General features: G+C 59.1%; 27 protein-coding genes and 1 tRNA gene. 8 read left to right on the forward strand and 20 right to left on the reverse strand.

All coding sequences use genetic code 11. The features are described 5' to 3' along the window. Window positions 1–28 precede the first annotated feature (28 nt). Genes GA0061103_RS12255 through GA0061103_RS12265 form a run of 3 tightly spaced genes read right to left on the reverse strand, consistent with a single transcriptional unit; the run spans window position 29 to window position 3,205 of the window. Window positions 29–1,369 (reverse strand): DUF1073 domain-containing protein, encoded by a 1,341-nt coding sequence (locus tag GA0061103_RS12255; RefSeq protein ID WP_092711506.1) that lies wholly within the window; start codon window positions 1,367–1,369, stop codon window positions 29–31. A 47-nt stretch (window positions 1,370–1,416) separates the two neighbouring features. Next, window positions 1,417–2,901 carry a phage terminase large subunit gene (terL, locus tag GA0061103_RS12260; protein ID WP_208603513.1) on the reverse strand — a complete coding sequence of 495 codons (1,485 nt, stop codon included), beginning with the start codon at window positions 2,899–2,901 and terminating at the stop codon, window positions 1,417–1,419. Continuing rightward, a complete protein-coding gene (locus GA0061103_RS12265; protein ID WP_092711508.1) occupies window positions 2,858–3,205 on the reverse strand; it encodes a hypothetical protein in 348 nt (115 codons plus the stop codon). Before GA0061103_RS12265 ends, terL begins: the two co-directional genes overlap by 44 nt. 609 nt (window positions 3,206–3,814) lie before the next feature. Here GA0061103_RS12265 and GA0061103_RS12275 point away from each other — a divergent pair. Then, window positions 3,815–4,453, forward strand: coding sequence for a class I SAM-dependent methyltransferase (locus GA0061103_RS12275; RefSeq protein ID WP_092712762.1), 639 nt, complete (start codon window positions 3,815–3,817; stop codon window positions 4,451–4,453). Between the two features lie 62 nt (window positions 4,454–4,515). On the opposite strand, the gene GA0061103_RS12280 is transcribed toward GA0061103_RS12275, so the two are convergent. From GA0061103_RS12280 to GA0061103_RS12290, 3 genes are read right to left on the reverse strand one after another with little or no spacing between them, the layout of a single operon-like run. Beyond that, window positions 4,516–5,181, reverse strand: coding sequence for a DUF6362 family protein (locus GA0061103_RS12280; protein WP_092711512.1), 666 nt, complete (start codon window positions 5,179–5,181; stop codon window positions 4,516–4,518). After that, window positions 5,156–5,572 (reverse strand): hypothetical protein, encoded by a 417-nt coding sequence (locus GA0061103_RS12285; RefSeq protein WP_092711514.1) that lies wholly within the window; start codon window positions 5,570–5,572, stop codon window positions 5,156–5,158. The genes GA0061103_RS12280 and GA0061103_RS12285 overlap by 26 nt, the downstream gene beginning before the upstream one ends. A gap of 54 nt (window positions 5,573–5,626) precedes the next feature. Next, window positions 5,627–5,911 carry a hypothetical protein gene (locus GA0061103_RS12290; protein WP_092711516.1) on the reverse strand — a complete coding sequence of 95 codons (285 nt, stop codon included), beginning with the start codon at window positions 5,909–5,911 and terminating at the stop codon, window positions 5,627–5,629. Window positions 5,912–6,058: 147 nt separating this feature from the next. Between GA0061103_RS12290 and GA0061103_RS34740 the strand changes: the two genes are divergently transcribed. From GA0061103_RS34740 to GA0061103_RS12315, 3 genes are all read left to right on the forward strand, one after another. Next, window positions 6,059–6,499 carry a hypothetical protein gene (locus GA0061103_RS34740; protein ID WP_141694428.1) on the forward strand — a complete coding sequence of 147 codons (441 nt, stop codon included), beginning with the start codon at window positions 6,059–6,061 and terminating at the stop codon, window positions 6,497–6,499. A gap of 73 nt (window positions 6,500–6,572) precedes the next feature. Beyond that, a complete protein-coding gene (locus GA0061103_RS12305) occupies window positions 6,573–7,361 on the forward strand; it encodes a LexA family transcriptional regulator (protein ID WP_092711522.1) in 789 nt (262 codons plus the stop codon). Window positions 7,362–8,022: 661 nt separating this feature from the next. After that, window positions 8,023–8,520, forward strand: coding sequence for a nuclear transport factor 2 family protein (locus GA0061103_RS12315; protein WP_245304743.1), 498 nt, complete (start codon window positions 8,023–8,025; stop codon window positions 8,518–8,520). A 68-nt stretch (window positions 8,521–8,588) separates the two neighbouring features. On the opposite strand, the gene GA0061103_RS12320 is transcribed toward GA0061103_RS12315, so the two are convergent. The 6 genes from GA0061103_RS12320 to GA0061103_RS12345 form a co-directional block, all read right to left on the reverse strand. Then, window positions 8,589–9,239 (reverse strand): response regulator transcription factor, encoded by a 651-nt coding sequence (locus tag GA0061103_RS12320; protein ID WP_092711526.1) that lies wholly within the window; start codon window positions 9,237–9,239, stop codon window positions 8,589–8,591. A gap of 3 nt (window positions 9,240–9,242) precedes the next feature. Continuing rightward, the gene (locus GA0061103_RS12325; RefSeq protein ID WP_092711528.1) at window positions 9,243–10,307 is read right to left on the reverse strand and encodes a sensor histidine kinase; all 1,065 of its coding nucleotides are present in this window, start codon (window positions 10,305–10,307) and stop codon (window positions 9,243–9,245) included. 208 nt (window positions 10,308–10,515) lie between these two features. Beyond that, complete coding sequence (locus GA0061103_RS12330) at window positions 10,516–10,881, reverse strand: hypothetical protein (RefSeq protein WP_141694429.1); 366 nt, start codon at window positions 10,879–10,881, stop codon at window positions 10,516–10,518. 176 nt (window positions 10,882–11,057) lie between these two features. Further along, window positions 11,058–12,389: an ABC transporter ATP-binding protein gene (locus tag GA0061103_RS12335; RefSeq protein ID WP_092711532.1), complete on the reverse strand. Its 1,332-nt coding sequence runs from the start codon at window positions 12,387–12,389 to the stop codon at window positions 11,058–11,060. Window positions 12,390–12,410: 21 nt separating this feature from the next. Further along, window positions 12,411–14,171, reverse strand: coding sequence for an ABC transporter permease (locus GA0061103_RS12340; RefSeq protein ID WP_092711534.1), 1,761 nt, complete (start codon window positions 14,169–14,171; stop codon window positions 12,411–12,413). A gap of 96 nt (window positions 14,172–14,267) precedes the next feature. Then, on the reverse strand, window positions 14,268–14,498 hold the full coding sequence (locus GA0061103_RS12345) for a hypothetical protein (RefSeq protein WP_092711536.1): 231 nt from the start codon (window positions 14,496–14,498) through the stop codon (window positions 14,268–14,270). A gap of 700 nt (window positions 14,499–15,198) precedes the next feature. Here GA0061103_RS12345 and GA0061103_RS12350 point away from each other — a divergent pair. Then, entirely contained in the window at window positions 15,199–16,701 is a 1,503-nt protein-coding gene (locus GA0061103_RS12350; RefSeq protein WP_092711538.1) for a hypothetical protein, read from the forward strand. A 12-nt stretch (window positions 16,702–16,713) separates the two neighbouring features. After that, window positions 16,714–17,214: a GNAT family N-acetyltransferase gene (locus GA0061103_RS12355; RefSeq protein ID WP_425349494.1), complete on the forward strand. Its 501-nt coding sequence runs from the start codon at window positions 16,714–16,716 to the stop codon at window positions 17,212–17,214. A 198-nt stretch (window positions 17,215–17,412) separates the two neighbouring features. On the opposite strand, the gene GA0061103_RS12360 is transcribed toward GA0061103_RS12355, so the two are convergent. Continuing rightward, window positions 17,413–17,488 (reverse strand) — tRNA-Ile (locus tag GA0061103_RS12360). A 163-nt stretch (window positions 17,489–17,651) separates the two neighbouring features. Here GA0061103_RS12360 and GA0061103_RS12365 point away from each other — a divergent pair. Then, entirely contained in the window at window positions 17,652–18,395 is a 744-nt protein-coding gene (locus tag GA0061103_RS12365) for an SIMPL domain-containing protein (RefSeq protein ID WP_092711542.1), read from the forward strand. 126 nt (window positions 18,396–18,521) lie between these two features. Here GA0061103_RS12365 and GA0061103_RS12370 read toward each other — a convergent pair whose 3' ends face one another. The 4 genes from GA0061103_RS12370 to GA0061103_RS12385 all read right to left on the reverse strand — a co-directional run bounded on the left by GA0061103_RS12370 (window position 18,522) and on the right by GA0061103_RS12385 (window position 20,456). Beyond that, window positions 18,522–18,860 carry a hypothetical protein gene (locus tag GA0061103_RS12370; protein ID WP_092711544.1) on the reverse strand — a complete coding sequence of 113 codons (339 nt, stop codon included), beginning with the start codon at window positions 18,858–18,860 and terminating at the stop codon, window positions 18,522–18,524. Between the two features lie 249 nt (window positions 18,861–19,109). Further along, window positions 19,110–19,415: a hypothetical protein gene (locus GA0061103_RS12375; RefSeq protein WP_069612602.1), complete on the reverse strand. Its 306-nt coding sequence runs from the start codon at window positions 19,413–19,415 to the stop codon at window positions 19,110–19,112. Between the two features lie 178 nt (window positions 19,416–19,593). After that, window positions 19,594–20,019, reverse strand: a complete 426-nt coding sequence (locus tag GA0061103_RS12380) for a secondary thiamine-phosphate synthase enzyme YjbQ (RefSeq protein ID WP_092711546.1) — start codon at window positions 20,017–20,019, stop codon at window positions 19,594–19,596. Between the two features lie 83 nt (window positions 20,020–20,102). Next, the gene (locus GA0061103_RS12385; RefSeq protein ID WP_092711549.1) at window positions 20,103–20,456 is read right to left on the reverse strand and encodes a DUF1428 domain-containing protein; all 354 of its coding nucleotides are present in this window, start codon (window positions 20,454–20,456) and stop codon (window positions 20,103–20,105) included. A gap of 144 nt (window positions 20,457–20,600) precedes the next feature. Here GA0061103_RS12385 and GA0061103_RS12390 point away from each other — a divergent pair, with 144 nt between their 5' ends. Beyond that, on the forward strand, window positions 20,601–21,011 hold the full coding sequence (locus GA0061103_RS12390) for a GNAT family N-acetyltransferase (RefSeq protein ID WP_092711551.1): 411 nt from the start codon (window positions 20,601–20,603) through the stop codon (window positions 21,009–21,011). Here the strand turns inward: GA0061103_RS12390 and GA0061103_RS12395 are convergent. The 3 genes from GA0061103_RS12395 to GA0061103_RS12410 form a co-directional block, all read right to left on the reverse strand. Beyond that, window positions 21,008–21,934, reverse strand: a complete 927-nt coding sequence (locus GA0061103_RS12395) for a LysR substrate-binding domain-containing protein (RefSeq protein WP_092711553.1) — start codon at window positions 21,932–21,934, stop codon at window positions 21,008–21,010. The two genes, GA0061103_RS12390 and GA0061103_RS12395, sit on opposite strands and share 4 nt — an antisense overlap. A gap of 288 nt (window positions 21,935–22,222) precedes the next feature. After that, entirely contained in the window at window positions 22,223–23,452 is a 1,230-nt protein-coding gene (locus tag GA0061103_RS12405) for an MFS transporter (RefSeq protein WP_092711557.1), read from the reverse strand. A gap of 95 nt (window positions 23,453–23,547) precedes the next feature. Continuing rightward, window positions 23,548–24,279 (reverse strand): B3/B4 domain-containing protein, encoded by a 732-nt coding sequence (locus GA0061103_RS12410; RefSeq protein WP_092711559.1) that lies wholly within the window; start codon window positions 24,277–24,279, stop codon window positions 23,548–23,550. Window positions 24,280–24,285 lie beyond the last annotated feature (6 nt).

The following is a 24,285-nucleotide window of genomic DNA, read 5'->3' on the forward strand; positions in this document are numbered from 1 at the left end:
GTCAATGGCGACATAGCAACGGCAGACGTTAGGTCGAGCCGATGCCAATTTCGGATTGTTCGATATCATCCGGCTGGCCGGATGACTTTGCCGCGGCTTCCAAGCCGGGCAGTGACCCATCTTCCACGAAAGCATTCAACAGCGCCTCGGAGAGCGCTTGGCGAGGAATGATTTCCTCCCCCGAAACAGACCCGAACAGGGCTCGGGCCGCCTCGGCCTTCGTCTTGAAGATATCGGCCCGTTCCTTCTCACTCATCTGCTCCAGCGGTGCCCAAGTGGAGTAGATAGCGGGATCGCGCGCACCCGTGGCGGAGCGGATGAGGCACTCATCCAGCCGGGACATGGCCGGCGTGTAATCAAGCTCCTGAATGGCCTGGATTCGGTCATGATAATTCTTCATATCAGCCGTGCCGGTCGCGTTCATGCCCGCGGGTGATTGACCGAGCAACCGGGTAACCGGAATGTCGGCCGCGCCGGCAACGATCTGCAGGAAGGCCATCAGAATATCCGTGAGGCCGGAAAGCGGCGCGCTCTTGCTCTCATATTCCTCTTCGGCATCGAGGATCAGTGTGCCGTTGACCCCTTTGATGGTATTGGCGAGCGCATAGCGGCGCAACACAGCATCTTCATAGGCTTGATTGCCGATGTTGGCAGAGAATTGCGGGACCTTAATAATATCGATCTTGGCCTCGAAGACGAGGCTGGCGATATTGGATGCTGTGCTGTCGGCATTCTTGATCGCGTCAAAGGTCGCAGCAAGGATGCTTTCGCCCCAGGCGTGATTACCCATCCCGCCAAACTCTTCATTCGGCGTCATCGCCCCTTTGAAGATGACGAGCCGAGACGGATGGATATTCACCTGCATGCCATTGGCGCCAGTCAGCGTGTAGAATTTCGGCTTGCCATACCATTCCGAAGCCGGATCGCTGTCGATATCGCCAACGGCCAGTTGCCGGCGCGTCAATACCGTCAGATGCTTCAGACCGCCCTTGCCGACACGTTCCACCTCAAGCGGCAATGCCGGATCGGCATCCCCGGTGCCGCTGAACAATGCGGCACCACCGAAGAGCCGCGCCTTCGTTGCCGCTTCCAGCACTTTGCCGCGCAGATTGAGCCGACGCTCCTCGGCCTCGATCAATCCGATTTGATCGCTCGCGGCCTGCCAGTTCCGCCATTTCCGGCAGCTATCCAGGGCCGGAATGTCAACGATCTTGCGCGGCAACCAGGAGCCACGATAAGCAGCAATGATCTGCTCGTCCGTCAGGATCGGCTGCGTATAGAAAACCGATGCCGCCTTGTCGCGTTCAGTGCCCATGCGGGATGCAAGGCTCACCAATCCGTCGCGAACCATCGAGAATACCTGCCCCATGGATTATCCTTTGATGTCATGTGATGGAAGGCTCGCGCCAGGCGGGCCTAGAAATTGCTGAAGCTGAAAGAAGAGCCTAGCGCGAGCTCGTTCAAAGCATCGGCGAAGGCGTCGACCTGATCGTCGAATTGTCCATTCGGAAAGGCACAGACCTCATCGAGAAATGCCTCATTCCAGTCCCCACGTAAAAGCTTGACGTTTCCGGCTTCCGCCTGCGCCGACGCCGGTTTGGCACGTGTCGCCTTATCACCGGTTGGGGATATAGCTTTTACGGGAAATCCCGCGAGCAGTTTAATCTTCGTTTCCGCATCGGCCTTACCGGCCGCACCCGGATCCTGCGGCATCCGGATTGTCACCGTCGGGCCGTCCTGCGACGCGGCGTTCTTGAGATTGCGTTCCACTTCGGCGGGCGACCAGCGTCCCCGCGCGATGGTTTCGACATAGAAAACACCGCCGGCCAAAGCCATGCGCAAGCCAACAGTCCAGTCCGGCTTGCGACCGGGACGCGCCTTCGAAGCGGCGAAATCCCAAGCGCGGCAACGTTTTGCACCTGAAGGCACAGCCTCCGTGATTTCGAAGTCGCCGCGCTGAAACAGACCACCCGAGCGCGGCGCAGGCCGCTGTTGGAACTGACCGGCGACGGCGTAGCTACCCAACGGTATCTTGTCGCGCTCGACGACCGATCGAGGGAAACGTTCGGGAAAGAGCAGCTCGCCCTCCTCCGTCCTAGGATCGGCAAATCCGATCGAGGTTCGGCAACGGCGCTCCGGCTCGAATTCCATCGGCAGCATCAGATGCTCATAGCCAAGCCCGAGCGCAAGAATCGTGCCGGAGACATCCGTCTCGTGCAGCCGTTGCATCACGACGACGATCGCCGAACGCTGCGGATCATTGAGCCGCGTCGGCACGGATTCGCGAAATGTGCGAACCGTCGATAGACGCTCTGCCTCGGATTCCGCCCCATCGACCGAATGTGGATCATCGATGATGACACGATCGCCACGACCGCCGGTCAACCTCGAGAATGGCACCCCTTGACGCGAGCCCATGCAGGTATTGGCGAAAGCCATTTCCCCGGTTCTCGTCAGATTGACCCGATCGCCCCACAGCGCCTGATACCATTCGGAAGCAACAAGGTCTCGCATACGCCTATTGTCGCGCTTGGCGTAATGTTCTGAGTAGGAGGCGCCGAGATAGCGTATCTGCGGCTTGCCCTTCGGCCCCCATTCCCATGCCGGCCAGAAGACGCCGCAGAGAAGCGACTTCATCGTACCCGGCGGCACGTTGATGAGGAGGCGCGTAATCTCGCCCGATGTCACCGCCTCGAGATGCTGACAGATAGCATCGATATGCCAGCCATGAACATAATCAACGGAGGGCTCAACGACGTGCCAGGCCTCCCGAACGAACCCCGTCAGCGATTGGCAGTTGGCCCGAATTCGTTCGGCATCCAAGGCAATCCGGGTGGCGATCTCGGCCCGTTCGCGCTCAGCTCTCCGTTTTGCCCTCTCCTCCTGGATCGCTGCCATCATCGTCGGCGGATCCGGCAAGCGGACCGAAGAGGGACTCGAGTATCGCAAGCTGCTCATCCGTGGCATTGGTTAGGTCGATGGTGACGCCGCAGCCTCCCTTGGCCCCGGCGCCAGAGCGCTCGCTAGGTTTCTGATGAACATAGGAGGCCGCTATCTTTGCCATTTCATCGCGCCGCTTCTGATCCGCCTCATCGTCACGCATCACTTTCAGCATGTAATCAAGCGGCGTGTCTTCGGCGGAAACGGCCTTGCGACGGCGCGCACGCTGTTTGCGCGACGCGACCGGCTTGTCGGCATTGGTCATGCTTCAGATTTCCGATGGAATTTTGAAAGAAAACAAGCGGTTCAAAACGATGCTTGCGATCGTCAGTGCGTCGCTGCAACTGTTCTCATCATGCCAAAATAGATACCTCATTTCGGTCCAGTTGGCGACACCCTTGAAGGCCAGCCATCGCGCAAGGAATGAGGACCTTGACGGAGGCTACAAATAATAGATTGAAATCACAGGAGAATATTGCACTCTGCAGTCCGACGAATTGAACGATGTAGCCCTCAATCCTCACCCGTTAGCCTTGAAATGCCAGAGATGCGCGATCAAATTCAGTCCAGAGCGGCGCTTGAGCAGATCCGCGCCATACTCCTGCAGGAGTGGGACCCCAGCGGTATTCGAGATGTGCAGGGACCGCGTGATGAATACGAGAACTATGCCGATGAAATCCTCGTCATTTTATCGACGAGAGAGGCGACGGCAGAAACGATCGCTGCCCACCTTCTCCAAATAGCAGCAGATCACATGGCTCTACGACGCACCCCGGCCCTGACTGCGCTTTGCATGCGCACGGCAATGCATTTGATGAGAATCCCGGCGAAGCACAGACGAGGAACAGTGCAGAACAGCGGCGCGGTTGATCCCATGAGCCAGGATTGGGTTCGGCGGTTCATCGCCGCCAATCTCCCGGTCCTGCCCGTTCCCGGCATCCCGGAGATTCGCCTGCACAAAGCGGGCCCACAAAGCGGGCTACGACACCTCGCGGAGCGAGACCCACAATTTGGCTCGCCCTACTGGGCACACTACTGGAGTGGAGGTCTGGTCCTGGCCCGTTATCTTCTCGACAGGCCGGAAAGCGTCTCCGGTCGCGATGTGCTTGATCTTGGCGCCGGTTCAGGAATCGTAGGGATTGCAGCCGCAAAGGCCGGCGCGGCGAAGGTATATGCCGCCGACGTCGATCCCTATGCAATCTCAGCAATTGAACTCAATACGACACTGAATGACGTGGTGATCGATGCGATACGTGCTGATTTGACGAAAGGCGACCCGCCTGAAGTCGACGTCATATGCGTCGGGGATCTTTTCTATGACGCAGCACTTGCGGAGAACGTCATTGCATTTCTGGATCGCTGTCTGGCGCAAGGAGTTGCGATTTTGATCGGTGATCCATGGCGAGCTCATCTGCCGACAGCACGGCTTCGACTTCTCGCGGAATACGCGGTCTCGGATTTCGGCAAGGATACAGCAAGCACCGGCCCAGCCGGCGTCTTCGCCTTCGAATAGGAAAAGTCACCAATCGGAGATATTCGGCAGTCATGAGGGTTCGGACCGCATTGACGCCGAGACTAGGCTTTCATCCTGGCGCGCCTGCGGTTCCCGCGCTCCAGTCGTTTGGCGAGTTCAGCAAGCTCGGAACTTGTCGCGTCGAAGACGGGCCGCGCATCATCCGGCAGCCAATGTGTTTCATGCTTGCGCGCCTTAGGCTTTACCCGGTCGAGCCCGCCGGGCGCATTCGGCATCATCGGCGATATGCGCGACCAATCCGGCTCCTGCAGCATGGGTGAGGCAGCAAGAAGCACACCCGCAAGCTTCTGGAATTCGCTCTGAATGCGCCGCTCGGCGGTACGCCGGACACGTCCGGTTCGAGCGCAGAAATCTCGAAACGAACCGGCGATATAAGGCGCAGCAAGGCAAATGGACCATCGCGAAAGCAGGATGCGTCGCTCCTCGTCGCCGACATGAACGCGTAGCCATTCCTGCAGGACCTCCTCTGCCCGGCTGATGGCCGCAGCGCTCGGGCGATAGCGAGTGCGGATATCGGCATGATCCATCGGTTCGGGCAAAACCTCCGGCCAAAGCGTCCGCATCCTGTCGGGCCGGACACCGCGTACATCGAGATGAACCATCGTATCGGCAGCCTCGACGAAACGAGCCCGGATGATCAGGCTCAAGTCGGCGATCTCGGCCGCGCGACGGGACAGGTCGTCAAACTGCAAGGCGGACCGGTGCATCAAGTCGTTTCTCCAATTCCTGATAAATCAGCGTTCGCAATGTCGCGCGAACGGGCCAAGGCCGCCGCGCCACCGCATCCGTACGCAATGTGGCAAGCGCAATATCGTCGAAGGCGCCCAAGAGATCACCTGGACGCTGCAGCGCCCAATCCGCACGCTGCGCCAGAACATCGGACACGGCACCGATCGTGTCCGACCAGAGCTCGTCGCGATTGCTCCCGGTCTGCCGGATACATCGCAGAACGAAGACCAGATGGCCATCGCCATAGCGGCCTCGGATTTCCTGCATCGTACCGCGCGCGTGGCTCTCCGCAGGTGCGCGGCGCCGATGGACGGGAACCAGCTTGATGCCGAGCCCATCGAGAAGAAGGTCTAGCCTGCCTTTGGTCATGACAGTTTAACTCCTTTCGTTGGTGAGTTTGATGCCTCTTCCATTCCCGTGGGATCACATGACGCCTTCGGCCGCACTGGCGATTTTGACCAATTTGGGCTTGAAAAAGGCCTCCGCCTTGGAAAGGGCTTCGACCCGCGCTCCGTCACGCAGCATGGGCGTATTGAGATAGGCGACCATCGCCTCGCCCGCCGCAGCCTTCGCAGCGTCCTGCGTCGCAAAGACGATCGGTTCACCTCGACTATCTCGGAGGATCTCGTTTGTCGCCCGGTGAACCTTGCGAATCCAGCCGAGATGGCCGCCGGCAACGGCTTCTGTTCCGATTTGAAATTCGTTCATATCAACCTCCCCCCGGCTCGCTTGGCCAGGTCCATCTGTAGAGTTTTCGATTGGATTTTTACGTTTCAGCGCCCGCCTACCGTCCGCGAAGCTTCACCGGCTGTGCCGGCTCCCTGAACTCGAGCACGGGTCGTCAACGATGCGGAAGTGAAATTGGTCTCCCTCCGGAGCACCGGAATCTTCATCATCGAGGGATGGCGTTGGCGACTTCCAAATGACCGACTTTATCGCGATCATCATAGCGGCGAAAAACAACGCCGCGCCGATGCAAGCGAGAAGGCCCTGAAGCATTTCGATCATGGCAACATCTCCTGCTCGGCTGCTTGCACTGTGGACTTCGTCTCCACCATCTCCACCGGTTCGACGGCCGCATCACAACCCTCGCAATGCAGCTCGATAATCTCCGCGATCGACAGAATTCGGAGACAGCCAGGGCATCCCCAGAAGCGATCGAAATATCCCGCGCGAAAAGCCGCCGTTCTCCTCCTGCTGCCTGTGACCATGCCTTCACCCCTCAAACATTTCCTGCCATATGCGGCGTTAACTCGTTTGACAGCCAAGCAGCGGATTATGCTGTTGCCGACTTGATAGACACAAATTATGTTGATAATAATGGCGATGTCAACATGATTTATGTCGGAAATTTTGCAAGGGTCTAGCGATGCAGAAATCCATGGGCGAACGACTGAGAGCGGCCCGCGAAGCCGCAAATTATCCATCAGCCACGAAGGCGGCAGAAGCGCTGGGCGTGAGCCTGTCCACCTATCGCGCGCATGAAAACGGACAAAACGAATTCAGCGCCGAAGTCGCTAATCGCTATGCGAAGAAATTCGGTACGACGGCAGCCTATCTGCTGACTGGCGAAGGCCTGCGCATATCCGCGCGCCCATCGCCGAACATCGTCATGTCATTCGATCCCGACGAGCAGGATCAGGACGGATTTGCCGAGAGTAGCGACGAACTCAGCTACAGCCGCGAGCACTGGAAGCCGCAAATCGAAGGCGCAACACCGGAAGTGGACGTCAAGCTCGGCGCCGGTAGCGGCATTGTCGGCGAAGTCATTAACCTCCCCGTCGGCTCAGGCAATGTCGCCGGGCATAAGATCGTCGCGGAATGGCTTATCCCCACCGGCTATCTACGAAACGAGGCAAAGGCTTCGCCGAACCATACGATCATCATGGAAGTCGTCGGCGATTCCATGCAGCCCACCTATATGCCGGGCGATCGCGTCATCGTCGATCTCTCGCAGAACCAAATGACCACCGATACAGTCTACGCGATCAGCGACGGCTATACCGAACCGCAGATCAAGCGGCTGCAGCGAGTTCCCTTCACCCATCCGGGCCAGGTCAAGATCATTTCCGACAATCCAGCCTTAGAGACCTTCACCGTCGAGCTGGATCGGCTGACCATTATTGGCCGAATCTGCGGCCACATTGCCCGCAAATAGAAAGCAAATATTGGCCATAAACACCTTCAGTGTTCCAATTGCACATATAAACATAAATAGTGTTGACATATATCGTGTTGAATGGCAATTTCGTCGATGAGAGCCATTGGTCCTGAATGGAATGAGCCCGGGCAAACGTAAGACATCGCCCGAAGTCAGCGAAACCGGACGTACCAGGCGCAACGATTGAAAAGGCTGCAAGGCCGTCGAAGGAGAGTGTCATTCATGCCGAGAAAGCCGAATGCTTTCATGTTTGCACCGATAGATACCTGGAGGGGAACCGGTATTGCCGAGATATCGTCGATCGCCAAGACGGGAGAATGACGGTGTACGCTCGGGAATTTTCCTGCGAATATTCGTTCGATGAGCTCAGCATCCGCCTATGCGATCGTTGGGAAACCGGATTGCTATTATATGGGCGTGCTGAATTGACATCGGCAGGAGCCGATTACGAGGATGAGTTCTACGTTTCGGCAATCAGATTGGATGGCGGTGCAAGGCTTGCGCGGCCGAATGCCTCGAGCAACGCAGGCGGCTTCGAGTCCGAATTGTTTCGGCGGATAGCTGCCGTCATCGAAGACGACAGAACGCAGGCGGGCCGTCACGCCGCCGAACTTTTCGCCATCGAATTGGAACAATCCCGGCAAGCCGACCATGACCAATGCTACAAGATCAGACAGGAAAGAAACCTGGAGATGCTCGCACCAACACATTGAGGCCCATTGCAGCCAAGCATCAACATCCAATGGAGGTTGCTGAGACCATGGACGTCTCCCAGCACGAGCTTGAAGAAATCCGCCTACTGGAGCAGAAGCTGCATCTCCCTGAAATCCGGCAATCGCCGGCGATCGTGGCGGAACTGTTGGCGGAAGGCTTCGTTGAATTCGGCAGCTCCGGAACGGTCTATGACGATAGAGATGAACTAATCGCCGGTCTGGCTGCAGAAAAATCGGAAGAAGCCGCTCCCCCCATTATTTCCCGCGACTATGCCTTTCGACCGATCTCGCCGGATGCCGTCCTCGTCACTTATCGAAGCATCCGACAGGCCGGAGAGAATGGCCAGGAGCGACACACGCTGCGGAGTTCGATCTGGCAGCGTTTCGATGGACGATGGCAGATGATTTTCCATCAGGGAACGCTCACCACTCCGCAAGACTGAACCCACAACGCGGCGGCACCGCATTTGTAAGCCATGCAATCCTTGTGATTGAGCCAAGCGCGGCAGGCTCAACGGAGCCCAGGCGCCGCATCGTTGGTCTTGCCATCCGTCATTCCGAGGTTATCCGCCATTCGGATAAGGTCGGCAACAGAGTCGGCCCGCATCTTGCGCATGGCCTGACCGCGATGGACCTTCACGGTGATTTCGCTGAGGCCGATCTCGGCCGCGATCTGCTTGTTGAGGAGGCCTCGCGCGACGAGCGCCATCACCTCACGTTCGCGTGGCGTGAGCGTCGAGAACCGCTCATGGAGGTCGACCTCCGCCGCCTGCTTGCGCAGGCGGGCGCGATCGATTTCGAGCGCCTGCCTGATAGCATCGAGCAGATCCTGCTCCCGGAACGGCTTTAGAAGAAACTCAACCGCGCCCGCTTTCATCGCCCTGACGGACATCGGCACATCGCCGTGTCCAGTAAGGAAAATGATCGGGATCACATAACCCGTCCGGGCAAGTTCATCCTGAAAATCAAGACCGCTCGCATCCGGCATCCTAACGTCCAGAACAATGCAGGCTGGCCCTTCGGACCGGGGAGACGCCAAGAAATCCCGCGGTGACGCAAAGCCATGCGTATCATAGCCGACGGAGCGCAATAGGCTGTCCAGTCCATCGCGCACGGATGGATCGTCGTCGATGACGTAAACGGTCGACTGCTGCCCCTGCATTCCCTACCCCTTTGCCTTTCCGCCGAGCGGCAAGGTGAAACCGAAGACGGCTCCGTGCGGAAAATTCGGCGCCGCATAAATGGTCCCGCCATGCGCCTCGATAATGGATCGGCTGATAGCAAGCCCCATTCCCATACCTTTCGGCTTGGTCGTGTAGAAGGCTTCGAATATCCTGTCGAGCATTTCGGCCGGCATGCCGCCACCGGTATCGCGAACACTGACGGTCACTTTCCGGTCGTCTGCCGCGGCGCTGACGAGCAGCTCGCGCGTTTCCGCATCGACCTCCGCCAGAGCTTCGATCGCATTCATGACGAGATTGAGGATCACCTGCTGAAGCTGGACGCGGTCGCCGGCCACCAATGGCAGATCGCCCGCCAATTCAGTGCGGAACAGGATTTGATTCTGACGGATCTCGCTGCGGACGAGTTCCAGTACGTCATTGATCGCCTCGACCAGATCGATCGTGTCGCTGGACGGTGACGAGCGTGCCACGAGTCCGCGGACACGGCCGATGACATCGCCCGCTCGCCCGGCATCCGCCACAATTCGCTCGATGGCGCGGCGGGCTTCGTCGTGATCGGCCGGTGTCGCCGAAAGCCATCGAAGCGCGGCACTGCCATTGGCGGCAATTGCCGTAATCGGCTGGCTGACCTCGTGGGCTATCGACGTGCCCAACTCACCGACGATCATGAGACGCGACATGCGCGCGAGCTCCGATTGCGCCTGCCTCGCACTGGCATCGAGCATTTCGATTCTGATTGCCAGGTAAGTGGTCGCGCCGATCGCGACCAGACTAAGGGCGCTATTGATCAGGCCGGCCTGCGAAGCGCCGTGACTCGTCAAAAAATAGCTGATGATCGTCAGAGCGGCGCATGCAACCCCGACCATCGCGATCGCTCCGGTTCGACCGGAATAGACCGCCAGCAGGATCACCGAGACATAGAGAACGGCAAAGGCGATCTCCAGATCCGTGATCGTATCGCCGATGAAAATGAGGCCGGCGAGGATCGCAATGCCGAGCCAGAGCAAGGGCATCTCGAAAAGATACTTCAGAAATTCGCGCCTCATCCCTTGCATCCCTGCATCACCGTTTCCGCTGCGTTGCGTGCAGAAGCTGCAAACTGCCTGACCCTGAGCCTCAAGACAACAGCCGCATTCCTTGGCCTGCCTCTCGTATAACATTCCCCGCACCTGACGAGAGCTTGGGCCCGCACATGTTCGCCCGTTGCAAACAGCATCAGATACCGGCGCCGCACTCGAGGAGACGGCGGCCTGATCAAGCACGACGATCATTGTTGTCATTTCCGGCATAGCGGCTGACGAGACGCCGGCGCTGCCTGTGCCGGAGAACGAGGAGGCTCGCCCTGTTGAGATATGCTGCCCAGCGGAGAAGCGTGCGCGTCTTGCTGGCAGACAAAAATCCATTGAAGAACAAGCGTGTCGCCAGCCGCATGAGCCAATGCGCACCCCAGAGAAGCGCCATCATATATACAAGACCGATAAGATCCTTCAGCCGCGCTACCCGCGTACTAAAGCGTGTACGGATGCGGGATTGGCGGCGCTTTCCCTTGTCCGGTCTATTTAACTTGTTCCTGTTGAGCGCTTCCAGGAAGCGACCGAGTTCTTCGTTGTCTCTTGGCATGTCAATCCGTTCCGCAGCCAAACAGGCTGCGCGATCCCAGATCGCCACAGCTGGCGACCTGCCGGACTTCATGCGCTAGGTCCTGCCCAGGCGGCCTATCAAATCCAGAAATGCGAGGAGGCTGGTCGCCGCCTCAGCCGACGGCAACCCTTTCACATTCGTTCCAGCTGAAGGTTTCAACTCGGGTTCTCCAGCGTGAACAGATCCGCGTTTTCGTCGTAGGCGAAATATTCCGCGTAGCGGGCCCAGTTCGTAACAGCCTTGAGGGTGGTGTCGGCATAATCCTCGGACATGTAATCCTCCAGCTCGTCGCGGAAGCGCCGTGCGGGCGCACGATGCGTCGGCCGCTCGTCGAGTACGCGGCGAATATGGGCAGCCAGCGGCACATAGCTCGCCAGATGCTGTTCGAAGAGTTTCTTGCGTTCGTCGACGTCGCTGTCGGAGAAACGCAAACCTGGCGCCGTCAACTTGATGTCACCCCCTTCCAGATCGGCGAAACGCAGCAGTTGAAGCGTTTCTGCAACCGGAAAGAGATCATCGATGCCGAGATGCAGATGGGTGGCCAGCGGCGGCAGGTCGGCCTGCCCGCGATAGGGCTCGGCGGCGACCGTTTCGATCAGACCGGACATCAGGTTGGTCGATACGCGCGGCAGCGCCATGGCAATGCCAGTGCCGGGGAAAAGGCCCTCGCGCGTCGGCGCACCGGTCTTTACCGTCATCCGCGCATAGATGTCTTCGACCAGCATGCGGAAGGCCGGATCGAGACGGTTACGCGGCTGCGGCAGATCGACATGGATCTCCGCAATCACACGGCCGGGATTCGATCCGAAAATCAGGATGCGGTCGCACATCAGCACGGCTTCTTCGATATTGTGGGTCACCATCAGGACCGACTCGATCGGCATCCGGCCCTCGCACCACAGATCGAGCAGATCCGTGCGAAGCGTTTCTGCCGTCAGCACGTCGAGCGCCGAAAAGGGTTCGTCCATCAGCAGAACCTTCGGCCGCACGACGAGGGCGCGTGCAAGACCGACACGCTGGCGCATGCCGCCCGACAGCTCCTTCGGATAGGCGCTTTCGAAACCATCGAGGCCGATGAGGTCGATGGCAGCAAGGGCGCGCTTGCGTCGCTCCGAGGCCGCAACGCCTTGAGCTTCCAGCCCCAGTTCGACGTTCTGCAGCACGGTCAGCCAGGGAAAGAGCGCAAAGCTCTGGAAGACCACGGCAACATCGGAGTTGGGGCCGACGACCGGCCGACCTTCGAAGGTGATGTCCCCTCTGCTGGGGCGGATCAGGCCGGCAATCGCGCGCAGCAGCGTGGACTTGCCGGAGCCGGAACGGCCGAGCAAGCCAACGATTTCATTGGGATAGAGCTGAAGATCGACATTTTCGAGCACGACGAGGGAGCCGGATGCCCCCTTGTCGTAGGCCTGGCACACCTGCTTGGCGAGAACCAGCGGCGCATTCCTTGCAATATCGGTCTTCTTGGAGATGACAACGTTTTCCATATTCGGTTCTCCGATCTTGAATTAATCGAGGCGCATGCGGCGTTCGGCGAAGACGTAGAGCGGTCGCCAAAGAGTTCTGTTGAAGAGCGTGACGAAGATCGACATGACAACGATGCCGAGGATGACCCGCGGAAAATCGCCCGCTTCCGTGGCCTTCGCGATGTACGATCCAAGCCCGAAGGCTTCGAGTTTCGTGTTGCCCCAGCTCGCCAGTTCAGCGACGATGCTCGCGTTCCATGAGCCGCCGGAAGCCGTCAGCGCACCCGTGACATAATAGGGGAATATTCCCGGCAGCATTACGCGCCGCCACCAGGTCCATGAGCGCAGCCTGTAGACCGAGGATGCCTCGCGCAGATCGGTGGGAAATGCGCTCGCACCGGCAATCACGTTGAACAGGATGTACCATTGTGTACCGAGTACCATCAGCGGCGACAGCCAGATGTTCGGGCTAGCGCCCGTCGCAACGATTGCAACCACCGCAACGGGAAAGAGCACGTTTGCCGGAAACGCCGCCAGGAACTGCGCCAGAGGCTGAACGCGCTCCGCAACAGCGGGACGCAGGCCGATCCAGACGCCGACCGGAACCCAGATGACACTGGCGACCGCAATAAGAACGACAACGCGAATGAGCGTCACGAACCCGCCGGCAAAAGCGATCCAGACATCGGCCCAGGAGAGCGTCTGGCTGAGATAGGAAACCGCATCCCAGACGCTCCAGGCACCAACGACGACAATCAGCACATACCACGCAATGTCGATAGCCCAGCTGACGGCACGCCGCCCGTCTCGCTCTTTCGTGACCGCACGCGACGTCGGCAGCAGCCGCACGAGCATCAGCCGGCCCCATGCAGCGGCCAAAGGTGTGGTCACGTACTTCAGGAGACGCGTGCGACGGATCAGCGAATAGACCCAGGAGCGCGGCTTCTGCTGCCCGGCCGTCTGCTCGAAGCGAAACTTGTCTGCCCAGGCGACGATTGGGCGGAAAAGCAGCTGGTCATAAAGAAGGATGACGACCGCCATGGCAAATACAGCCCAGCTTACGGCGGCAAAATCCTGCTTGTCGATGGCAACCGCCAGCCATGAGCCGAGCCCGGGAAGCTGCACGGTGGTATCGCCGACCGTGATCGCTTCGGAAGCAACCACGAAGAACCAGCCACCGGACATGGACATCATCGTGTTCCAGACGAGGCCGGGCGCCGCGAAGGGAGCCTCCAGCCGCCAGAAGCGCTGCCAGCTCGACAGGCCGAAACCGCGGCTGACCTCATCGAGATCGCGCGGAACCGTCCGCAGCGACTGATAAAAGGAGAAGGCCATGTTCCATGCCTGGCTGGTAAAGATCGCAAAGATCGAAGCACATTCCGCACCAAGCTGGCTTCCGGGGAAAAGCCCCATGAAGAAGGTGACGGTGAAGGTCAGAAAGCCGAGCACCGGGACGGATTGCAGGATATCGAGGGCCGGAATGATGATCTTCTCGGCGCGGCGGCTCTTTGCGGCAAGCGTCGCAATGACGAAGGTGAAGACGAGGGAGGCAACGATGGCCGCCATCATCCGCAAAGTCGTCCGCAGCGCATATTCGGGCAGATAGGCCGGGTCGAGCGACAGCGGTGCGGTGGACAGGCCGGCCAGCGGCGCGCGCATCTCAGCTACACCGTGAAGCGTGAGATAGGCGGCAGCGGCAATGAAGGCGAATGCGGCGAGATCATAGCCATTCGGCAGGATACGCGCACCGGCCAACGCAGCGACGGCGCTACGCTCGCGTCGATCGTTAGCAAGAAAAACCATGTAATAACCCTTTGAAACAGGATGTCATCGACCAGGGCGCGGTCGTATGGCGCCGCGTTCGCGACGCCACCGGTGCGCTTGTTTAAGAAAGGACAGTTAGGCCGCGCGACGGCTGCCATCCTCGTCGAGGACAGGCTCGCCTTCTGTCGTCCAGAAGCACTCCAGTTTCCCGGTCTGAGAATTGGTATGCCAGATGGCGATCAGACGCGGACGCTGCGGCGATACGGAACGCTCAGCCGGACGGCTGCCGGTCGTAACGGCGAAAGTGTTCGGGGCGGAAAACTTGGATGCGAACCTGCGTCCGCGGAAAAGAACGATATTGTTCATGGCTCACCTCTTCGGCCCACCTGACGGCAGATCCGAAGGGCGAGCCGGACAGGCTAGGCCCGACCGGCGCTCGCCCGGCGAATGCCGGCAGCGGTCCAGGTTGTTGCGATGACCGTCCGGATGCAGCATGACGCCACAACCGGACAGCGACTAGGGTAGCTGTCCATTGGTTTCTGATCTGTTGGTTTCGTTAGCCTTCGCATTGCGCTGCGAAGACATGGCCGTATTGTCACAACCACCGAGAGCGGTCAATCAGGCGATGGTGCACCGCCATTATACCAAAGTATATGGCGCGCGATCTCGATGGCAGGCGGCTCGGCGGCAAGCTATGGAAACCTGTATTCGACGGCCCTGCCGCCAGCAGGCATGTGGAAATCCGCAAATCCCCGAACCTTACAGCAGCGATCCATTCTCCGATCGGCCGGCCTCATCGACGAAGATATCGTTTATCCAAGCTGAAGCGTTTCCCCGCGAGCCCTGATCTGGAACGGCCTTACGGCGCTCCATGGAAATGGAGCCGAAAACCAAGCTTTTATGCAACAATAACTTTCAAAATAGAGGCAGGAGAATAGTTAATTTGCAAATATTCATGCCTTGCATCAGAAATATATAAGCGACTCCACTGTCGTTTCGGCGTTTATCCAGGCGGGACGCCGAAGGACGACGGCCATTATATATCCAAAGCAATATAGAAGGCGCGATGAAATTTTTACTCAGAACTTTTGGTGAAATCGCTCTTCTGGATAGCGACGAACACCAAATAGCGTTTCCGAAGAAGGCGCTTCTGATTATTGCCTATCTGCTTGCGAGTGACAGCAAATCCGTCAGCAGAACAAGCATGGCGCGATTTCTTTGGGGTGAAGGTGACTTGGCGAATTCGCTGACAAACCTTCGCAAGCTCGTTTCCCGCATCAAGAGCCGGCAATCGGACTTGAACGTCGAACTTCTGACCTTTGACGATACCGACATCCACATCGCAAATGGCTCGCTCGCGAGCGATATTGTCCAGACGCGCGTAAGCACGACCAAGAATCCAGCCGAGCACCTCGCCTCCTTGATGGAGCGCTCGCAGTTAAAATTCCTGGAAAAAGCCAACTGCCAAACCCGAGCGTTCATCGATTGGCGGGAGAGCGAAAGAAGACGGCATTTCGCCATGTTGAAGGAAGCGCTGGATGTCGCTGTAAAGCCTCCAGTCGCGTCCGGCGATATCGCGCTTATCAAGGAGGCCGCCCTCCTGCTTTTCGAAGCCGAGCCGCAAGACGAGGCCACACATCGTATATTGCTGAAGGCGTTTGACGCCGAAGGCGGCGTCGACCAGCTCAAGCGTATGTTCGCGCGGCGCAAGGATCCCATCTCGCCGTGGCCGGCAACCTTGGCGGCATCGCCCCGCTCTCCGACACCAGTTGCTCCCGCGCATTCGCCTGCCATATCCGAGCAGGATACTGCCACGCAGCCCATCTTGCGCATACCTCGCCTCGCGCTGCTGCCGCCGAGCAACGATGGCCCCGATGGCGCTGCGACCATGATCGCCTCCTCGCTCATCGAAGACATCACGCTCGGCTTTTGCGCCCTGCACAGCCTGCGAGTGATTGCCCCCTACTCCGCTATCCAGATCGGCCGCCAAGCCGAGGATCAAGCCGCGCTTTTCGAGCGATATGACATCAACTATGTCCTGGAAACCCGATTGAGCGGGCCAGATGACGACCTTTCGCTCTTCACACAACTCATCTCTCCGCCCGGCGGCGAGATCCTGTGGGCGGAGCGCTTCAATTTCGGCGCACTTGATCTTGCGCGCAATAAGCGCGAAATCTCGCGGCAGATCGTGCTCGCCGCCGCGGCGGAAGTCGAGCGCCACGAGATGGCGCGTGCCTATTTCGAGGACAACCCCGTCGCTTACCATCAATATCTTGTCGGCCAGCAATATTCCTATCTCTGGACGGCCGCGGGGGCAAATTATGCCCTTAGCCAATTCCAGACCGCGCTCGACTATATCAGCCAGATGATCGATCCCAGCCTCGCAGACAGGCTCGCGGCAGCAAGCTTGGCGATGCTGGGGCATCAGGACGAGGCGCGCGCACTCGTACGCCGTGTGCACGAGGCCAATCCCGATTTCGATGTGGATAGATGGCTGTCACTCGTCCCGGGCAAAGAGCAATGGCACGGGGATCTATATCGCGAAGGTCTGAAAAAGGCGGGGTTTTGAATGGTGATATCGTTGACCCACATTCGCGCAGAAGAAGCTAAAGATATCGACGCCATTCATGCAATCACCTCTGCCGCCTTCGAAGGAAAGAACTATAGTTCCGGCACCGAGGCGGCAATCATCGATGCGCTGCGAACGGCCGGTGCGCTGACCCTTTCCCTCGTCGCCGTGGAGAACGATGAGATCGTCGGCCACGTGGCGTTCTCGCCCGTGACAATCGAATCCGGAGCAGAAGAGTGGTTCGGCCTTGGCCCGGTGTCCGTCCGCCCCGACCGACAGGGCAAAGGCATCGGAAAGGCTTTGATTGAAAACGGACTCGCCCAATTGAGAGAGCGTGGCGCCAACGGCTGCGTAGTTCTGGGCAATCCCCGCTACTACACCCGTTTCGGCTTCACGAGCGACGGAACCCTTCATTACGCTGACGTACCGGCCGAATATTTTCAGCGGATCGTGTTCAAGGGACCAACCCCAAAAGGGGCGGTTGTGTTTCACGCAGGGTTTGACGCAGCCTAGGAGAACCGAGCCTTCAGACGAGGTGCGGCTCCAGCGCCGGCATTCTGTTGGCAACCGCAGCAGGCACCGGGAGCAGAGGAAACCTCACGCGAACGGGGACTAATCGGGGATATTGCTGACCAGATTGTTGAAGCGATCTTGCATCGCTTGGATAGTCGCATCGGAGAGATCATCGTAGTTTTGCAAGCTAGAAACAAATGGTGGGCCCGGAGGGACTCGAACCCCCAACCAAGCGGTTATGAGCCGCCGGCTCTAACCATTGAGCTACAGGCCCGGCGCAAGATAAAGACTCCGCGCTTGCGACTCCGGAGCAATGGTTCCCCGAAGACGACTTGGCTCTAACCCAATTTCTGTTTTCCGACAAGGGACTGCCGTAATACCTTCACAATCAATCCGCAAAAGCGGATCTCGAGGGATTATCAACCAAGGAACGAATCATGCTTCTGACGAAAACCAGAGATTTTGCTCTTGCCGCTCTTGTCAGCGCCACTTTCTTCGTGCCTGCGGCTGCAGCCTTTGCCGAAGATGCCAAGCCGCGCGAGGCGGTCATTACCGTCACCGGCGAAGGACATGCTTCCGTCGCGCCGGATATGGCTGTCGTAACGCTCGCAGTCGTTCAGCAGGCCAAGGCGGCCCAGGATGCACTCGACCAGAACAACAAGGCCATGGGCGCCGTGCTGGCAACGCTGAAAGAAAGCGGCATTGCCGAGCGTGATCTGCAGACCTCCGGCTTTTCCATTCAGCCGCAATATACCTATCCGAACGACAAGGACGGCCACAACCAGCCGCCGGTTCTGAACGGCTATCAGGTGACGAACGGGCTGACCGTTCGCGTGCGTGATCTCTCCAAGCTCGGCGGGCTGCTCGACCAGGCGGTCAAGCTCGGCATCAACCAGGGCGGCGATATCCAGTTCACCAACGACAAGCCCGACGCCACGATCGAAGAGGCCCGCAAGAAGGCAGTCGCCGATGCTGCCGCCAAGGCAAAGACCTTGACGGATGCCGCCGGCGTCAAGCTCGGCCGCGTTATCGCGATCCATGAAGGCGGCATTGCAGCCCCGCCGCAGCCCTATATGCGCAGCATGGCCGCCGCGGCTCCGATGGACAAGGCCGTTCCCGTCGCAACCGGCGAAAACGAATACAACGCATCGGTGAGCATCACCTACGCAATCCAGCAGTAGTCAAAACAAAACCGCCCTTCGCTCAAATCCAACCGGATCGAGCAAAGGGCGGTTCCGCGGCCCCCGCCAAAAAAGGCGAAAAGGTCAGAGAATGAAAACGGGCGCCTCGTGCGCCCGCTTTGCTTGTCAGCGACCCAGGAGCGGGCAACCGCGAACATTGGCAAACATCATCGTATCCGGGCCACGGCGGCCGAAACCGTCGACGACGACGCGACGCGGCGTCACATCCACGACACGGGCGCGGCGCAGACCATAGCTGCGGGCGACATCCACGGCCTGACGAGGATCGCAGCCACGGCGATCAAAGCGCGGCGGCGGGCGATCATAATCCGGCGGCGGCGGACGATGGCGGCCCGGATTGACATAAATATCCACACCCTGTGCGGAGGCAAAATCCGCCGTGCCCGACAGGGCGGTCACTGCGACGCAGGCGGCGACTCCCAACTTTGCCAGCATTTGTTTCATTATGTTCTCCATGAAGCAGAGGGCTTCTCTCTCACGCCTGCAATATTTGCTGAGCGAGTGCCCGAGAGGTAACGGCGCTATGCTGAATGAGCTCAGAATCAGCCATTCATCCACTATTCAGCTACATTGAACGCTAAAGGGAAACCAGATGGCCGATAATAGCACAACATAAAAAATAAAGCCGCCTCCCTTTCGGAGGCGACTTCGAATCCATCGAATAGATGTGGAAAACTTGGGGAAGCGCCGCGATCAGCGGCGGATCAGCGGGCAACCCGGTGCGTTGGCGAACACAACGCGATCCGGACCACGGCGGCCGAAACCTTCGACAACGACGCGGCGCGGCGTGACATTGTCGATGCGGGCGCGGCGCAGACCCATGTCCCGTGCTTTCTCGACGGCAAGGCGCGGCGAGCACATGCGACCGCGCGGGTGGTCATAGCGAGCCTGCTGAATACCGGGATGGAAGTCGTTGGCGGAGGCCGTGACGACCGTTGCGGACATGGCGCCGAGCGCGATGAGAGCTGCAATACCTGCCTTGGCGAAAAGATTGGTCATGGTGTTTCTCCTTCAAATCCTTGCTGCGGATCGTTGCAATCCCGTTATTAGCCTCGCCATCGGCAATGCCTCGGGATTGGGGCCACGTTAGGTCAGCCAAGCTGAACCGAACACGAACTGGCCGTTCAGATTGTATTCACGACGGTTAACAATCTATTGACGCAAGAAGGAGCGCGGCTCAGGTGGAAAAATGCAGCACGATTTCGCGCCGATGCGGCCGGTCGCGATGCTCGAAAAGATAGATGCCCTGCCAGGTGCCGAGCGCCAGCCGACCATGCATCACCGGAATGCCGATGGAGACTTGCATCAGCGCAGCCTTGATATGCGCCGGCATATCGTCTGGCCCCTCCATCGTGTGCACGATCCAGCGCATCGAGGGATCCGACGATGGCGGCACGAGCCGGCTGAAGAAGGCCTTGAGGTCCGTCTTCACGTCGGGATCGGCATTCTCCTGGATCAGGAGGGAACAGGAGGTGTGGCGGACGAAGACGGTCAGAAGCCCCTCGCCACCGGCCGCCGCAGTGCGGACGAATTCCGCCACCTGATCGGTAAATTCATAGAGCCCCTGACCATGGGTGGAGAGCGTGACAACGGTTTGTGGCATGACATTCCCCGGGCATGGCGATTGCGATCCGCATCACGTCGGGCGCAGTGGCCGGATTGTCAAGCCCGGCCACCGTATTGAGCCTACAGCGAGATGATGATGTTGAAACCACCATAGATCAGGCGTTTGCCGTCAAAGGGCATGTTTTGCATGTCATCCTTCAAACGCGGGTCGGCCATGACCTTCGCCAATACTGTGTCGCGGCTCTCTCGCGATTCGTAGGTGATCCATGAGAACACCACGACCTCGTCTTCCTTCGCCTGCACGGCACGCGGGAAAGAAGTAAGTTCGCCATACGGCACGTCGTCGCCTATGGCCTCGACATAGCTGAGCGCGCCATGCTCCCGCCAGACATCGCCGGCCCTGCGCGCCTGCGCCTTGTATGCTTCAATCTTGTTTTTCGGCACGGCAAGGATGAAGCCATCGACATAGGACATTTCTGCCTCCTCTGTTCTATGTTCACCTTTGAAAGACGGCTGGCGGCAATCAGATCCGACATTGGCGGCAGATATTTTTCGCACGCCTGCCGGTTGGTCGGAAACGGCCGCGAATTCGCTGAACGATCCCACGGAAAGACGCCAATGACGATAGAATACCAGAATGACCCGAAGCTCGAAAATAAGGCACTCAATGCCCTGTGGGCAACCGCATGGGGCAGCTCCTCCCCGCGGGATTTCCAGCCCATTCTCTCCCGAAACCTCGCGCATGTGGGCGCATTCGCGGGCGCAAGACTGTTGGGCTTCGTCAATGTTGCGTGGGATGGTGGCATTCATGCCTTCATTCTCGACACCTGCGTCGATCCGGAATTTCGGCGAAGAGGTATTGCAAGCACTCTGGTCGAGCGGGCAAGAACCCTGGCCGGCGAACGCGGCGCGGAATGGCTGCATGTCGATTTCGAACCGCACCTCGCCGGCTTTTATCGAGGGCTCGGTTTTGCTCCCACTGAGGCTGGCCTCATTCGGCTGCGCGATCGACAGACCATCGCCCGCTAGCCCGGCGAACGAACTTGCGAAAGCAGCCAGTTGCGAAACAGGGCCGCAGCCGGGTTCACCAGGGCGTTCGGCGGATAGACCAGGCTATAGCTGACGGCAGCCGGTTGCACCTCGACAAAACATCTGACCAGCTTATTGTCGGCGAGATCGCGTGCCACCAATGAGCTTCGCACGAGGGCGAAGCCGCGGCCCTGCCGGCAAGCCTCGAGCATTTCGGCGAAAGAATCGAACAAGGGAGCCTCCTCGACCGCCCGAGCGATGTCGAAATGCTGATTTGCCTCGTCATCCAACCCACCGGTAATCTGCTCGTGCCAGCGCTGCCAATCAAGAATCGTATGCCGCATGCCGGAATAGCGCAGAAGCGGAGCGGCCCTTATGGCCCAGCGCGGCGGCAATCGTTTGGACAGTTCCGGCGAGCTGACGACGAACTCCTCGTCAGTCAAGAGTTCTTCATGCGTAAGACCGGCATCGGCGCGGCCGAGCCAGACGGCGAGATCGGTGCCACCAGGCTGAAAATCCGGACGCTGGTAGCCGACGGCCAGTTTCACCTCAATTTCCGGATAGCGCTGGCAGAAATCCGGCAGCCGCGCCGCCAGCCACTGGCTGGAAAACTCCGGCGAGACGGATACCGCGACGCTGCGAACCGAAATACTCGCGCGCGCCTGATACAACGCTGTTTCCAGCTCGGCGATCATGCTTGAAATTGCGGGATGCAGGCGCGCACCCAACGGTGTCAGCCGTGCCCCATTTCGGCCGCGGTCGAACAAGCGCCCGCCGATCCATCCTTCCAGCTGTGCAAGCTGATGGCTGATGGCGGTCTGAGTTTGCCCTATCCGCTCCGCGGCACGGCCGAAGCCGCCGGTCTCGGCAATGGCGCAGAATGTCTGAAGTATCGAGAGCGGTGGCAGCGGCCTCTTTCCCATGAAAATCCCTCATGCGTCACGGCGCAAGGATTCATTATATACCACTCTATTTTAAGCGCATCTGTCTATTGATCACACACCTTGAGGTCAAAGGTAGATGAATATTCTTCATGTTAACAACTGGAAACGCTGGATCGCGCGGCTCCTGATCCGACAAGGGAGCACGGAACGACGATCGCATATGGAAGACGGCCGGAAGCGAGACATCCTATATCAGGCAAACCAACATCTGTTGCGGGATATCGGGCTAAGCGACCTTGCGGAAAAGCAATCCAATGATGGGCGTCGCTAGCCTTTGAGCGTCTTCACTCTGGTCAGGTCCGGAAAGAGGCGCATCCAGAGCAGCACCACAACAATGGTCCCGACGCCGCCGACAATGCCCGTCAGGACAGGCCCAAGTGCGCTGGCAAGCATGCCGGACTCGAATTCACCGAGCTGATTGGACGTGCCGATGAACAGCGAATTCACGGCATTGACGCGGCCGCGCATGGCATCCGGCGTCAAGAGCTGCACGAGTGAGCTGCGCACGACGACGCTGACCGTATCCGAAGCACCGACGACAAAGAGCGCGGCGACCGAAAGGACGATGTTGCTCGACAGCGAAAAGACGATGGTGGCGACCCCGAAAATGAGTACCGCAAACAGCATCTTCTTGCCGACATCGCTCTGCAGCGGCCGGCGTGCCAGCCAGATCGACATGACGAGCGCGCCGATTGCCGGCGCGGCGCGCAAGAGGCCGAGCCCCCATGGTCCGGCATGCAGGATATCGCGCGCAAACATCGGCAGCAGCGCTGTCGCGCCACCGAGCAGCACGGCGAAGAGATCGAGCGAAATCGTCCCCAGCATCACCGGCCGGCTCTTGATAAAGGAAACGCCGGCAAAGACGGAGCTCAGCGTCACCGGCTCGCGCGACGACGGCTGCTCCCGTTCGACCCGGATCGAAATGACGTTGATGCTGGCGATGACATACAACACGGCCGAAACGGCAAATGGCGCAACAGGGCTGACGCCGTAGAGCAGGCCGCCAAGCGACGGCCCGATGATGAAGGCCGTCTGCATCATCGAGGTGGAGGTCGCGATGGCGACCTGCAGCAGCGACGACGGCACGATATTGGGCAAAAGCGCCGCCATGGTCGGACGCTCGAAGGCCGTCGCAGCCCCCATGACGGCAACGGCGACCAGGATACCGGCAGGTCCTATCCAATGCTGCCCAACGGCCACCGCCAATACCAGCGCGGTCAACGCCTCGATCAGCTGACAGGCAAGGCCGATGCGGCGCCGGTCGAACCGATCGGCGACATGCCCGACGACGAAGGTCAGGATGACCATCGGCAGGAACTGGCAGAAGCCGACCAGGCCAAGGAAAAAGGCGCTATGGGTCTGGTCATAGATCATCCAGCCCATGGCAACAGTCACCGACTGAAAGCCTATCGAGGAAAAGACACGCGACGCAGCGAATGAACGATAGCCGGGGTGACCGAGCACGCTTGGCCGGTCAAGATTCTGCAGGGTATCCATGAGCCTTCTTCGTCTACCGGCACGGACGCTTGCAGACATGCTTCTCAACAGTAGGAAATTCTACAATCCCCTGCTCTGCCTGAACGCGCCTTCTGTCAATCTCGTTTTTGCTGCAGTTGCAAATTCATCGCGGACGATAGATCAAATCGCGGTGAGGACGGGCTGAGGAGGCCTTGCCTGGCCTCGATCGACCAGATGGCAGACAGCTCCGCTTCGATCGCATCGATCAGCTTCGGAACATCGCTGCCTGCCGATTCGTGCAGCGCCTCAGCGACGATCAGCACCGAATGTGTATCATTGCGCACCGCGGATAAACCACTCTGGCGATTGGTCCAGCGTCGGGCATGCGCCTGTCCTGCTCCATCGGCAAAGATGACCTCTCTCGCCTCCGGACGCTCCATCTCGCCGGAAAAGGTCAAATAGGATTCGTTGCCAGCGGCATGCCGCACTTCGAGATCGCCCGATATTTTCGCAAGATCGAAAACCGCGATGGGAATGGCGAAAGCGATCGAGATGGCATTGCAAAGATCGACAAGCGGATGCAGCCGCGGCAACGACCCTTCCTGGCGAAATCGGCGCAGCAGCGCTTCGGATGCGCAGCGATATTGCGTCGGCTTCAATCCCATTTTGGAGAAACTCCGCCGCCATGCCTGGATTTCTGCCATCTCGCCCTCAGGACCTTGCATCAGCCGGTCCGCGGCAATCGCATGATACTTGCCAATCCGATCTCCGACATCGACAGCCGAGGTGATCCCTTCGGCGAGCAACACGCCGGGAACCAGCTCGGGAAACTCACTCCACATCTCGTTCGAATGGCGGAAAAACATGGCACC

The organism is Martinezella multihospitum (assembly GCF_900094585.1).
Classification (GTDB): domain Bacteria; phylum Pseudomonadota; class Alphaproteobacteria; order Rhizobiales; family Rhizobiaceae; genus Rhizobium; species Rhizobium multihospitium.